11 protein-coding genes are annotated in these 12736 nt (G+C 46.9%); 7 read left to right on the top strand and 4 right to left on the bottom strand.

The genetic code is table 11. The features are described from left to right. Window positions 1-153: 153 nt before the first annotated feature. From purH to rodA, 6 genes are all read left to right on the top strand, one after another. The gene (gene purH / locus NQ564_RS09260; RefSeq protein ID WP_008150427.1) at window positions 154-1677 is read left to right on the top strand and encodes a bifunctional phosphoribosylaminoimidazolecarboxamide formyltransferase/IMP cyclohydrolase; all 1524 of its coding nucleotides are present in this window, start codon (window positions 154-156) and stop codon (window positions 1675-1677) included. Window positions 1678-1785: 108 nt separating this feature from the next. Beyond that, a complete protein-coding gene (locus NQ564_RS09255) occupies window positions 1786-2805 on the top strand; it encodes a rod shape-determining protein (protein ID WP_005640987.1) in 1020 nt (339 codons plus the stop codon). A 100-nt stretch (window positions 2806-2905) separates the two neighbouring features. Further along, window positions 2906-3760: a rod shape-determining protein MreC gene (gene mreC, locus NQ564_RS09250; RefSeq protein ID WP_008150426.1), complete on the top strand. Its 855-nt coding sequence runs from the start codon at window positions 2906-2908 to the stop codon at window positions 3758-3760. Then, complete coding sequence (gene mreD, locus NQ564_RS09245; RefSeq protein ID WP_008150424.1) at window positions 3753-4271, top strand: rod shape-determining protein MreD; 519 nt, start codon at window positions 3753-3755, stop codon at window positions 4269-4271. The genes mreC and mreD overlap by 8 nt, the downstream gene beginning before the upstream one ends. Next, window positions 4261-6138 (top strand): penicillin-binding protein 2, encoded by a 1878-nt coding sequence (gene mrdA / locus NQ564_RS09240; protein WP_008150422.1) that lies wholly within the window; start codon window positions 4261-4263, stop codon window positions 6136-6138. The genes mreD and mrdA overlap by 11 nt, the downstream gene beginning before the upstream one ends. Then, the gene (rodA, locus tag NQ564_RS09235) at window positions 6128-7573 is read left to right on the top strand and encodes a rod shape-determining protein RodA (RefSeq protein ID WP_008150421.1); all 1446 of its coding nucleotides are present in this window, start codon (window positions 6128-6130) and stop codon (window positions 7571-7573) included. The genes mrdA and rodA overlap by 11 nt, the downstream gene beginning before the upstream one ends. Window positions 7574-7611: 38 nt before the next feature. On the opposite strand, the gene gldH is transcribed toward rodA, so the two are convergent. The 3 genes from gldH to spt form a co-directional block, all read right to left on the bottom strand. Further along, entirely contained in the window at window positions 7612-8148 is a 537-nt protein-coding gene (gldH, locus tag NQ564_RS09230; RefSeq protein ID WP_039848236.1) for a gliding motility lipoprotein GldH, read from the bottom strand. After that, window positions 8063-9514: a PSP1 domain-containing protein gene (locus NQ564_RS09225; RefSeq protein WP_039848235.1), complete on the bottom strand. Its 1452-nt coding sequence runs from the start codon at window positions 9512-9514 to the stop codon at window positions 8063-8065. Before NQ564_RS09225 ends, gldH begins: the two co-directional genes overlap by 86 nt. 153 nt (window positions 9515-9667) lie before the next feature. Next, window positions 9668-10855 (bottom strand): serine palmitoyltransferase, encoded by a 1188-nt coding sequence (spt, locus tag NQ564_RS09220; protein WP_008150418.1) that lies wholly within the window; start codon window positions 10853-10855, stop codon window positions 9668-9670. A gap of 194 nt (window positions 10856-11049) precedes the next feature. Here spt and NQ564_RS09215 point away from each other — a divergent pair, with 194 nt between their 5' ends. Beyond that, a complete protein-coding gene (locus tag NQ564_RS09215; protein ID WP_008150417.1) occupies window positions 11050-12021 on the top strand; it encodes a diacylglycerol/lipid kinase family protein in 972 nt (323 codons plus the stop codon). Here the strand turns inward: NQ564_RS09215 and NQ564_RS09210 are convergent. After that, window positions 12006-12722: a tRNA1(Val) (adenine(37)-N6)-methyltransferase gene (locus NQ564_RS09210; protein ID WP_008150416.1), complete on the bottom strand. Its 717-nt coding sequence runs from the start codon at window positions 12720-12722 to the stop codon at window positions 12006-12008. The two genes, NQ564_RS09215 and NQ564_RS09210, sit on opposite strands and share 16 nt — an antisense overlap. Between the last annotated feature and the right edge of the window lie 14 nt (window positions 12723-12736).

The raw sequence follows: 12736 nt of genomic DNA, 5'->3' as shown, positions 1-12736 counted from the left end.
GGCTGTTTCGCAAGTTTGCGGACGGCCGGGTTTTTCGCTTTATGTAGCACTCTTTAATAGTTGGTGATAGGAAATTATTATCATACCTTATATACATATTGAAAATAAATCCCTACTTTTGTGCTCTAAAACATTAAAATAAACCCAACGAAGATGGCTGCAACAAAACGTATTAAACGTGCATTGGTATCAGTATACCATAAAGATGGATTAGATGAAATTTTAAAGAAGCTCCACCGTGAAGGTGTTAGTTTTGTGTCGACAGGTGGTACTCAGAAGTTTATAGAAGAGTTGGGACTCCCGTGTGATGCGGTAGAGGACCTGACCGGCTATCCTTCTATCCTGGGCGGACGTGTGAAGACACTTCACCCGAAAGTGTTCGGCGGCATTTTGAACCGTCGTGACAACGAAGGCGACCAGGCACAGATCGCCCAATATGAAATTCCTGAAATAGACTTGGTGATTGTCGACCTGTATCCGTTCGAGGAAACAGTCGCTTCCGATGCGGAAGAGCAGGCAATTATTGAAAAAATAGATATAGGCGGTATTTCTCTTATCCGTGCCGCTGCAAAGAACTTCAAAGATGTTGTGATCGTAGCATCCAAAGCTCAGTATCAGCCGTTGATGCAATTACTGAACGAAAAAGGTGCGGAAACTTCTATCGAAGACCGTAAATGGTTTGCCAAAGAAGCGTTTGCTGTTTCTTCTGGCTACGATTCTGCAATCTTCAATTACTTCGACGATCGCCAAGGTTCTCATTTTCGTGCTACCGTAGATGATCCGATGCACCTGCGCTATGGTGAAAACCCGCACCAGGCTGCTAAGTTCTATGGCAAGTTCGATAATATGTTCGACCAGTTGCATGGTAAGGAAATCTCTTACAACAATTTGCTTGACATCGACTCTGCTGTAAACCTAATTGACGAGTTCGACGAACTGACGTTCGCTATTCTGAAACATAACAATGCCTGTGGTATCGCATCCCGCGGTAACGTGGTGGAAGCATGGAAAGATGCTTTGGCCGGCGATCCGGTGTCTGCTTTCGGGGGAATCCTGATCACGAACACGACTGTAAACAAGGAAGTGGCGGAAGAGATCAATAAGATTTTCTTCGAAGTGATTATCGCTCCGGCTTATGATGCTGATGCCCTTGAAGTATTGAAACAAAAGAAAAATCGTATCATATTGGTCCGCAAGGAATGCAAGACTTGTCCGATGCAGTTCCGTTCATTGTTGAACGGCGTGCTGATGCAGGAAAAAGACCTTAGTATTCAGGGGGAAGCTGATTTGGAACCGATGACGGAAAAGAAACCGACGGCTTCGGAAGTAGAAGATCTGTTGTTCGCCAACAAGATCGTGAAGAACAGTAAGTCTAACGCTATCACGCTGGTGAAGAACAAACAACTTTGTGCAAGCGGTATTGGACAGACTTCGCGTGTGGACTCTCTGAAACAAGCTATTGAGAAGGCAACTTCATTTAATTTCGACCTGAATGGTGCCGTTATGGCTTCGGATGCGTTTTTCCCTTTTGCCGACTGCGTGGAAATTGCCGACAAGGCCGGTATCAGTGCCGTTATCCAGCCGGGAGGTTCTATTAACGACAAGCTGTCTGTCGATTATTGCAACGAACATGGTTTGTCTATGGTTAAGACGGGTATTCGTCACTTTAAACACTAATTGAAATATTTATGATTTATGATTTATAGTTGATTGGGGTTTCGGTCTGTTTGTGAATCATAAGTTTATAGGTTATAAATCATAAATGATAAATCAGAAATCAAAAAAATGGGATTATTTTCTTTCACACAAGAATTGGCAATGGACCTGGGGACTGCCAATACCATTATTACCTGCAACGATAAGATGGTAGTGGATGAGCCTTCCGTGATCGCTTTGGATGCTCGTTCGGAAAAGGTGCTGGCGGTAGGACGCCAGGCACGTGAGATGTACGAAAAGACCAATCCGAATATTCGTACGATCCGTCCGCTTCGCGAAGGTGTCATTGCTGACTTCTACGCTGCCGAGCAGATGATGCGTGGACTGATTAAAATGGCCAGCGGACGCAAACGCTGGTTCGCGCCTTCGCTCCGCATGGTGATCGGTATCCCGTCGGGTAGTACGGAAGTAGAAATCCGTGCCGTACGCGACTCTGCCGAACATGCCGGTGGCCGTGAAGTGTATATGGTTTTCGAACCGATGGCTGCTGCTATCGGGGTCGGCATGGATGTGCTTGCGCCCGAAGGAAACATGATTGTCGATATAGGGGGCGGTACGACCGAGATCGCGGTGATTTCGCTGGGTGGTATCGTTTCCAATAAGTCTATCAAGATGGCAGGAGACGACCTGACGAACGATATCGTGGAATATATGCGTCGCCAGCATAATATACGTGTCAGCGAACGTATGGCGGAACGTATCAAGATCAATGTCGGCTCTGCTTTGAGTATCCTCGAAGATGCTCCCGAAGATTTTGAAGTATGCGGTCCGAACCAGATGACGGCTCTACCGATGAAGGTGCCTGTTTCCTACCAGGAGATCGCACATTGTCTGGATAAGTCGATCTCCAAGATTGAAGCAGCCGTTCTGAGCGCTTTGGAACAGACGCCTCCTGAATTGTATGCCGATATTGTGAAAAACGGTATCTATCTGGCTGGTGGTGGCGCTTTGCTGCGTGGTATCGACAAACGTTTGCGTGACAAGATGGGGATTGAATTCCATGTGGCAGACGATCCTTTGCATGCAGTAGCAAGAGGTACGGGGATTGCGTTGAAGAATATCGACAAATTTAATTTCCTTATCCGGTAAATACAAGTTGAAAGTTGAGAGTCGAGAGTTGAAAGTAAATGAGTGGTACACTTGCTGAATATTCAACTTTCAACTTTCAACTTTCAATTTTCAACTGATTATGCATAAACTCCTGGATTTTTTAGTCAGAAAGAGGCATTGGTTCTTATTCATTTTGCTTGAGATCATATCGTTGACGCTGATTTATCGTAATAGTGCGTATCAACGGAACATCATGTTCAGTTCGGCAAATGTGATAACCGGACATATTGCTTCTGTCTCCGGCTTTGTGACTTCCTACCTGAACCTGCGTGACATAAACCGGGAGCTCTTGGAGCGTAACGGGCAACTTGAGATGGAGTTGCTCGAATTGCAGGACCAGTTGGAGATGATGCGGGCCGACACTGCTTTGTTTGCCGGTTTTGCATCCGACTCGACCGAACAGTTTCCATATAGTTTTGTGACGGCGGATGTCGTGAATAACAGTGTTACGCATTTATCCAATTATATCACGGTGAACAAAGGTCGTAAGGATGGAGTTGAGCCGGACATGGGAGTTGTGTCCGAACGGGGGGTCGTAGGAATCGTGTCGACGGTTTCCGACCATTTTTCCGTTGTAATCCCTCTGTTGAACCCAAAGTTCAAACTGAGTTGTAAAGTGTTGGGAAGTAGCTATTTCGGAACGTTGAGCTGGAACGGGCGTAATGCGCGTTTTGCCAATTTGGACGAATTGCCGCGTCACGTGGAGTTTGAGAAAGGAGATACGATCGTGACGAGCGGTTATTCTGCTATTTTTCCGTCTGGGGTTGTTGTGGGTAAAGTCGTGAATTTCGAGAAACAGCATGATGATAACTTCTATTCGCTTGAAGTGGAACTGGCTACTGATTTTCAGGCCTTGAACAATGTGCGTATCATAAAGAACTACCGTCAGGCGGAGCAAAAAAATACAGAACGGGAGGCGAAAAAGAATGATTAACAATATACTGCGGGGCTTCATCTATTTTGTGGTGCTGGTGTTGGTCCAGGTCTTGATTCTGAACAATATCCATTTCCTGCGTGTGGCCACGCCGTTTTTGTATCTTTATTTCATACTGAAAATGCCTGTGGGGAGTTCACGGACGAATGTGGTGTTTTTCTCTTTTCTGATTGGGTTGGTGATCGATATCTTTTCAAATACGCCCGGAATGCATGCGTTTGCCTGTACGCTGGCCGGTTTTATCCGTCACCCGTTGATTCAGTTGTTGATGGGGAAAGACTTGCCGGAAGGGATTAACCCTTCTTACAAAACGTTCGGATATGGCGGTTTCTTCCGCTACACGCTGTTGTTTGTCGTGATTCATCATGTGGCGTTGTTTTTAATTGAGTCGTTGACATTATTCGATCCGTTGTTCCTGGCGATCCGCATCGCGGCGAGTGTGCTGACGACAACCTTGTTAATTTGTACAATAGAAGCATTCAATATAGAGTCCCAGAAAAGTGGAGATTAATACGAAGTATACTCTTGAGAACAGGCGTTTCGTGATTGGTGGCGCCGTCGTTCTGCTGGTTCTCATCTTTATCATTCGTCTATTCTTCCTGCAAGTGGTGGATAGCGACTATAAAGCATGGGCGGACAGCAATGCGTTTCAGAAAAAGACACTGATCCCTTCCAGAGGGATCATTTATGACCGCAACGGGAAATTGCTGGTCTATAACCAGCCTTCTTATGAAGTCATGCTGATCATGCGTGAGATTCAACCGTTCGATACACTTGATTTCTGCAATATCCTTGGTATTACAAAAGAATTGTTTGTAAAACGTATAGCCGAAATTAAGAACAGGCGATTGAATCCTGGATATTCATCCTATGTCCCGCAGGTGTTTATGAATCACCTCTCCGCACAGGAATGCGGCGTTTTGCAGGAAAAGTTGTATAAATTTCCCGGTTTTTATATTCAGAACCGTACGATCCGGGAATATGAATATCCTTATGGAGCCCATCTGTTGGGTAATATCGGGGAGGTTAACCGGGGGGATATCGAAAAAGATCCCTATTATGTGCAGGGAGATAATGCCGGACGTTCAGGCGTGGAATTGTCTTACGAAGAGGCTTTACGTGGTGTGAAAGGAGTGGAGATCTTGTTGCGTGATGCGCATGGACGTATAAAAGGAAGGTATGAAGAAGGCCGTCACGATGTGGCTCCCGTGTCCGGTAAGAACCTGACGCTTTCGATTGATATGGATTTGCAAGCTTTGGGTGAGAAGCTGATGCAGAACAAGAGAGGCAGCATTGTCATGATCGAGCCGGAAACGGGAGAGGTACTGTGCATGGTTTCTTCGCCTTCTTACGACCCAAACTTGTTAGTCGGCCGTCAGCGGGGAAAGAATCATATCATGCTTTCGAAAAATTCAGACAAGCCTTTGTTGGATCGTGCCATCATGGGACGTTATCCGCCAGGATCGACATTCAAGCCGACACAGGCGTTGACTTTCCTTCAAGAAGGAGTGATTACGACTGAAACTATGTACACTTGTGCACATGGATATACAGGAGCCCGAAATGGCAAACCGGCCTGTCATGGCCATGCATCTCCTCTAAATGTGACCTATGCGCTGGCTACTTCCTGTAACTCTTTTTTTTGTTGGGGGTTGCGGGATATGATCGATAGCCGCCGGCGTTATCCGAGCGTGGGAGAGGCGTTTGAAGTCTGGAAGAACTACCTGGTGTCTATGGGATACGGCTATAAGTTGGGCATTGACCTGCCTGGGGAAAATAGAGGTTTTTTGCCGAACAGTGAATATTATGACAAATATCATGGTAAACGTTGGAGCTCCAGTACTGTCATCTCCATTGCGATCGGGCAGGGTGAAGTGTTGGCTACGCCATTGCAGATTTGTAATCTGGCGGCGACCATCGCTAACCGGGGATATTTTATTACTCCGCATGTCGTGAAGGAGGTGCAGGACACCCCGTTGGATTCCCTTTACACGGATAAACGGTACACGATGGTGAATCGCGAAAATTATGAAATCGTTGCTGAAGGTATGCGGAATGCCGTTATAGGTGGCACTTGCCGAGGGGTGGCTATTCCGGATATTGAGGTCTGCGGCAAGACTGGTACAGCTGAGAATCCGCATGGGAAAGATCACTCGGCTTTTATCGGTTTTGCTCCTTATCGGAATCCGAAGGTGGCCATTTGCGTATATGTGGAGAATGGTGGTTTTGGTGCGACTTACGGTGTGCCGATCGGCAAGTTGATGATGGAGAAGTATCTGAAAGGCGAGATCTCGGAAGAGAACAAGTTGCTGGAAGAGACAATGTCAAATGCGGTTGTATCGCCAAACGTTTTATCTTTACCGAATCGTGAGTTATAGGAAGACAGAAATATGGAAGACGGTTGACTGGTTGACGATCATTCTTTATGTAGTTTTGGTCGTCGCCGGTTGGTTTAGTATCTGCGGTGCCAGTTATGAATTCGATAACGTGGGGCTGTTCGACCCGTCGGGGCGTCCTGGTTCGCAGTTGATGTGGATGGGGTTATCGGTAGGGTTGATCTTTGTGATCCTGATGCTGGAGAGTGAGTTTTTTGATGTTTTCGCCTATCTGATATATGCCGGTGTCATCGTGTTGCTGATTGCTACGATCTTTCTGGCTCCGAACATAAAAGGTTCCCATTCGTGGCTCGTTTTGGGACCTGTCAGGTTGCAACCGGCTGAGTTCGCCAAGTTTGCGACGGCACTTGCTGTCGCGAAGCTGATGAATACGTATGGTTTCAAGTTGACTGTACCTAAAAATTTCATACTCGTCTTGTCGCTTATATTCCTGCCGATGATTTGCATTCTATTGCAGCAAGAGACAGGTTCGGCGTTGGTTTACCTGGCTTTCTTCCTGATGTTATACCGGGAGGGGATGTCGGGATATATTCTTCTGTCGGGAGTCTGTGCGGTTGTCTTTTTTGTCACCAGCATGAAGTTCTCGGATGTGACGGCGGGAGCTACGGCAGTGGGAGAGTTGCTTGTATCTTCTTTGATCTTGTTGATCACGGTTATCCTGATACAAATAGAAAAGAAAGATACCCGTGCGATACAGGCGATATTAGGTGCTGTGGGGATTGCCTGTTTAGGGGGATATGCTGCCTCATTCTTTATGCCGGTCGATTATTCCCTGATATCGATCGGATTGGTTTTGCTGGTAGTCTGCTATCTGATTTTCCTTTCTATCCGCAACTGGGTATGGCATTATGTGCTGATCGCTGTTTTTGCATTGGGATCACTGGCTTTTATGTATTCGGTGGATTATGTGTTTACCGATATCTTGGAACCGCACCAACAGATACGCATCAAGGTTTCATTGGGATTGGAAGACGATCCGAGCGGTGCCGGCTATAATGTGAACCAGTCGAAGATTGCGATCGGTTCGGGTGGACTCACCGGAAAAGGCTTTCTGAACGGTACGCAGACCAAGTTGAAGTATGTTCCTGAGCAGGATACCGACTTTATCTTTTGTACGGTAGGTGAAGAGCAGGGGTTCATCGGAGCCTCGATAGTCCTGTTGTTGTTCGGGTTTCTGATCCTGCGGCTGATCGTGTTGGCAGAGCGGCAAAGCTCTACTTTCAACCGGGTGTATGGCTACAGTGTCGCTTCTATCTTTTTCTTCCATCTGGCTATTAATATCGGGATGGTGACGGGGCTTACACCTGTGATCGGTATTCCATTGCCTTTCTTTAGCTACGGCGGTTCTTCCCTTTGGGGATTCACGATCTTGCTCTTTATCTTCCTTCGTCTGGATGCCTCCAGAAGGGAACGGTAGCAAGCGAATGCTCGTGCTCGGGGCGGATGAAGGGGCCGTCAATGGGAGGGGCGGACCGAGAAACCGATTTCCTGTATTCCTTTCAGAGCATCGTCGCGCATTCCCTGTCGGAAACTGAACGTATATTGTCCAGCATACGGAAACTTATATTGCGAATGGATGGGAAAGCTGCTTTGATATAAGGAAATGCCATGCCCGTGCCATTTGCCGAATTCGTCGGCAAGTATACATTCAATGGTATCCCGGCGAAGTGGGCCGATCGGCTGCTCTTCACTACAGAAAAGCCATAAGTTCTGATAAGGGTACAGGTTGTTGTTCCTTACTTCCAGTGTCAGGTCGTAAGGAACGGATATATCTTTCACCTCGAAGGTAAAATAGTATTCCTTATCCTTTTCCCACGTGATATTGTTGATCGCCTGGTACTGGTCGTACAAGGCTGGGTTTTCGCAGGAAAAGAATAGGGAACAAGTCAGTACGGCAATGATTCCTTTAAGCTTCCGGCTTTGTGTCCGGCTTGTTTTCCGGTTTGGAGTCCGGTTTGGTAGCAGGCTTAGCTTGTTGCTGAGGTTTGTCATTATTCGGTTGCTTATCGTTATTTACTCGGTTCGGACGCGGTCTGTTACGGTTGTTGTCGCGGTTGTTTTCGCGATTCTCCCGCTCGCGGTTGTTGTCTCGGTTCCCGTTGTTACGGTTGCGGTTTCCGTTCCTGTTACCGTTTCCTTTACCGTTTTTATTTTCGTTGCCGTTGTTGCCGTTCGCTTTTTCTCCGTTGGTAGGTTTGCTGTTTCCTTCGCTGCCGGTGTTGGCTACGGTTTCTTTCGGCAGATTTTCCTTGTTGCCGTTTCCGTTGCGTTTCTTTTTCTTCTTTTTCAGGGAAGCATCGAAACGGGTAACGCTGTCCTGCCCCAAGATATCCTGGGCATCGCGCTTAGGTGGCTGCGGCTTGGTATCGGCTTCGAGAGTGACGGGCTTCATACCTTTCTTGTTCATGTTGATCACATCGAAGGCACGGTTGGCGGAGATCGTAACCAAATTGGCCGCGAACGATTTATCGGTAGAGTAGGTGATTTCCCGTTTGAAGATATCCGTTTTAAAATGATAGTAGGTATTGTCCTTTGTTTCCAGCACCACTTCACGGGACGGCAAACGTTTTTGTGCTTCCACATAAGCATCCACTTCATAGTTGATGCAACATTTCAGCTTGGCGCATTGGCCGGCTAACTTTTGGGGGTTCATGGAGATATCCTGATAACGGGCGGCTCCGGTGGCTACCGATACGAAACTCGTCATCCAGCTTGAACAGCACAATTCTCGTCCGCAAGGGCCGATACCTCCGATGCGTCCGGCTTCCTGACGGGCACCGATCTGCTTCATCTCGATGCGGACACGGAAGGCTTCGGCAAGTACTTTGATCAACTGGCGGAAGTCAACACGCTCGTCGGCAATGTAATAAAAGATCGCCTTATTGCCGTCACCCTGGTATTCCACGTCCCCGATCTTCATATTCAGTCCCAAGTCGGCAGCGATCTGTCGCGAACGGATCATTGTGGCGTGTTCCTTAGCTTTCGCCTCTTCGTATTTCTCGATATCGGTCGGTTTGGCTTTGCGATATACCTTTTTAGGCTCGTTACCTTCGCCGGTACGGACATTGTTTTTTTTCATTTGGAGAAGGACGAGCTTGCCGGTCAGCGTCACAGTCCCGATGTCATGTCCGGGACTGGCTTCCACTGCGACTAAATCTCCTTTTTCCAGAGGTATCTTGGAACTGTTGAGGTAATATCCTTTGCGGGTGTTTTTAAACTGCACTTCCACGTAATCGGTTGCATTTGCCGCATCGGGCACGTCGCAAAGCCAGTCGTAGGTGTTCAGCTTATTATTTTGTATCTTGCTGCATCCTTTTTTACCCATGCAGCAACTTCCTGTATTTAATTTAAAATCCATTTGTCTGGTATATATAATGTATTTATAGTGCGTACAATTACGCAAAAATAGTCAAAATATTTGGTTCGTAGCAAATGAAGAATGAATTATAAAGAGAAAGGGCAAAACAGAATGTTCCGCTTTGCCCTTTTCGATATCATTGTCCGTACTGATTTACTTAACCAGGCCGTGACTTTTAAATACTTTGTGTATTGCTTCCAATGCGTAGTCGAGCTGTTCGATCGTGTGAGTTGCCATCAGCGAGAACCGGATCAGCGTATCTTCAGGTGCAACAGCCGGAGAGACTACTGGATTTACGAAGATACCGGCTTCGAACAATTCTTTTACGATCAGGAATGTCAGGTCATTGTCGCGGATAAACAACGGGATGATCGGTGTTGAGGTATGGCCGATTTCACACCCCATGTTACGGAATCCGTCCAATGCATAGTGAGTCAGTTTCCACAGATGCTCGATGCGTTCCGGTTCACTCAGCATGATATCGAGTGCTGCACCGGCTGCTGCTGTAGCGGCGGGAGTATTACTTGCACTGAATATGTAAGAGCGTGAGTTGTGGCGGAGATAGTTGATCGTCTCCTTGTCCGAAGCGATGAAACCACCTATAGAAGCAAGCGACTTACTGAATGTACCCATAATCAGGTCTACGTCGTCAGTTACGCCGAAATGGTTACAGGTTCCGCGACCATGATCGCCCAGAACCCCCAGACCGTGAGCTTCGTCTACCATCACGCTTGCATTATACTTCTTGGCTAACGCAACGATTTCTGGTAATTTGGCAATGTCGCCTTCCATACTGAACACACCGTCGATAACGATCAGCTTCACCTTGTCGGGTTCGCATTTCTGGAGTTGCTTTTCTAAAGACTCCATATCGTTATGCTTGTATTTCAGTTTGGTAGAGAAGGAAAGGCGGTGTCCTTCGATGATGGATGCATGATCCAACTCGTCCCAGATAATATAGTCTTCACGTCCTGTCAGGCAGGATACTACACCCAAGTTTACCTGAAATCCCGTAGAATAAACAATGGCATCTTCTTTTCCGACAAATTCGGCCAGACGTTTTTCCAACTGAATGTGCAAATCCAGCGTTCCGTTCAGGAAGCGTGAACCGGCACAACCTGTACCATATTTCTTAATGGCATCAATTGCCGCCTCTTTTACTTTCGGGTGGTTTGTCAAGCCTAAATAGGCGTTAGAACCAAACATCAGGACCTTTTTACCGCTGATCATTACTTCTGTATCCTGATCACTTTCAATCATTCTGAAGTATGGATAAATTCCTGCGGCCATAGCCCGCTGAGGTGCATCGTACTTTGATAGTTTCTCTTGTAAAAGTTTCATATTATAATTAACAGAGAATGATTTTCTCGCTACGTTGTTATTCTAAAAGAACCCAGATCTGCTTACTACATAATATCTATGTTTCGGCAAATCCAGCCGCAAAAGTAGTAAAAAAATAACTTATAGTAGCCGAAATGCTTTAAAAGTTTTACAAAAGCATTATTTTTGTCCTCTCAAAGTAAGTAGCAGCAAGAATGGAGGGACAGACAATCAATATACAGGCTATTATAAATCCGATTTCGGGTGTCGGTTCGAAAAGGAAGATTCCGAAAATGATTGAAACCGCCTTTGCGGGCGGAAATTGTTGTGTGGAAATTTCTTTTACGGAATATCCCGGACATGCCAGTGAACTGACACGGCAAGCCCTCGATAAAGGAGCCAATTGCGTGATTGCGGTCGGGGGAGACGGGACTGTGAACGAGATTGCCCGCGCCATGCTCCATTCGGATGCTGTGCTGGGGATTATCCCGAAAGGTTCCGGTAATGGTCTGGCGCGTGAGCTGCATATTCCGATGGATGTACGCCGGGCGATCGATCTGATTGTAAAGGGGCACGTTTCGACAATTGATTGTTGCAAGGCGAACGGACGTATTTTTTTCTGTACCTGCGGAGTCGGTTTTGATGCGGCGGTCAGCCAGAAGTTTGCAGGGGAGAAACGCCGCGGGTCGCTTACTTATATAAAGAATACGGTGGAGGAATATCTGAGTTACCAACCCGAGCCTTATGAGCTCTTGATCGACAGTCAGACAGTCAAGGAAAAGGCGTTTTTGGTGGCTTGCGGGAATGCTTCGCAGTATGGCAACAATGCGTTTATTGCTCCTCATGCCAATATACAGGATGGTAAAATGGATATTACAATCCTTTCCCCTTTCGGTCCGCTGGACATAGCGCCGTTGGCTATCCAGCTGTTTACGAAGCAGATCGACCGTAACAGCAAGATCAAAACATTCAAAGGAAAAGAGGTGACGATCATTCGCCAGAATCCGGGAGTCATGCACCTGGATGGCGAGCCAATCATGGCGGACAGCCGGATTGAAATCTCCGTCCTTCCTAAATCATTGAACGTATTGACACCGGAAACTGTTTCCTTTACGGAGGAGGTGCAGAACCTGTTTGGCGAAGTGACTCGTTTCTTCGATAAGAAACTCCCTTACATCTTTAGATAAAAGTCTTTAGTCAGGCTGACATATTCGTCAGTGTACTGATGTCTTGCAATCTCAATGGTCAACTGGCTGGAAAATGTGGGAAAAACGGGTGGCTCTGCCGTTAGCTCGGCTAACAGTCGTTTCGGCTCGGCACCGGGTACGGGTATGACGGAGGTTTCTTTCGAAAGGAACAGGTTTTGTGTTCGGATACAATCCGTAAGACGTTCTTTTTGGTCGTAGGGCAGGATGAGAGCGATGCGTCCCTGCGGGGCGAGTAGTTTGCGGCTGTCCTGCAACAAATCTTCCAATGTCAGCGTGTCGGTGTGGCGAGCCGTGTTCCGCTTCTGGTCAGGACATTTCAACGAATCGACGAAATAAGGGGGATTGGATACGATCAGGTCATATAAGCCCGTATCGGTTTGTGCGAAATCAGACAGGGCGGAATGCTGGATTTTTATCCGTTCGGCGAAAGGAGAGGATTCTGCATTTTCCTGTGCCTGAAGACAGGCCTCGGCATCTATATCGATAGCGTCGATAACCGCCTTGCTGCGTTGTGCCAGCATCATGGCGATTAGCCCAGTCCCTGTCCCGATGTCCAGTATGCGGTTGCATGATTCTATTCCGGCCCATGCGCCGAGCAGAACACCGTCAGTTCCTACTTTCATTGCGCATTTATCATGGCGGATGGTGAATTGTTTGAATTGGAAAAAAGGATTTGACATAACAATTGACAATT

Origin of the sequence: Parabacteroides johnsonii DSM 18315, from assembly GCF_025151045.1 — a bacterium.
Lineage (GTDB): Bacteria > Bacteroidota > Bacteroidia > Bacteroidales > Tannerellaceae > Parabacteroides > Parabacteroides johnsonii.
Note: the sequence above shows the minus strand (reverse complement) of the source record. Positions and strands in the feature narration are given on the sequence as shown.

Coding starts and splice junctions, on each gene's coding strand:
- mreC (WP_008150426.1), top strand. CDS start 2,906: ATGCATAAACTCCTGGATTTTTTAGTCAGAAAGAGGCATTGGTTCTTA.
- spt (WP_008150418.1), bottom strand. CDS start 10,855: ATGAAACTTTTACAAGAGAAACTATCAAAGTACGATGCACCTCAGCGG.
- mreD (WP_008150424.1), top strand. CDS start 3,753: ATGATTAACAATATACTGCGGGGCTTCATCTATTTTGTGGTGCTGGTG.
- NQ564_RS09255 (WP_005640987.1), top strand. CDS start 1,786: ATGGGATTATTTTCTTTCACACAAGAATTGGCAATGGACCTGGGGACT.
- NQ564_RS09210 (WP_008150416.1), bottom strand. CDS start 12,722: ATGTCAAATCCTTTTTTCCAATTCAAACAATTCACCATCCGCCATGAT.
- NQ564_RS09215 (WP_008150417.1), top strand. CDS start 11,050: ATGGAGGGACAGACAATCAATATACAGGCTATTATAAATCCGATTTCG.
- gldH (WP_039848236.1), bottom strand. CDS start 8,148: ATGACAAACCTCAGCAACAAGCTAAGCCTGCTACCAAACCGGACTCCA.
- purH (WP_008150427.1), top strand. CDS start 154: ATGGCTGCAACAAAACGTATTAAACGTGCATTGGTATCAGTATACCAT.
- NQ564_RS09225 (WP_039848235.1), bottom strand. CDS start 9,514: ATGGATTTTAAATTAAATACAGGAAGTTGCTGCATGGGTAAAAAAGGA.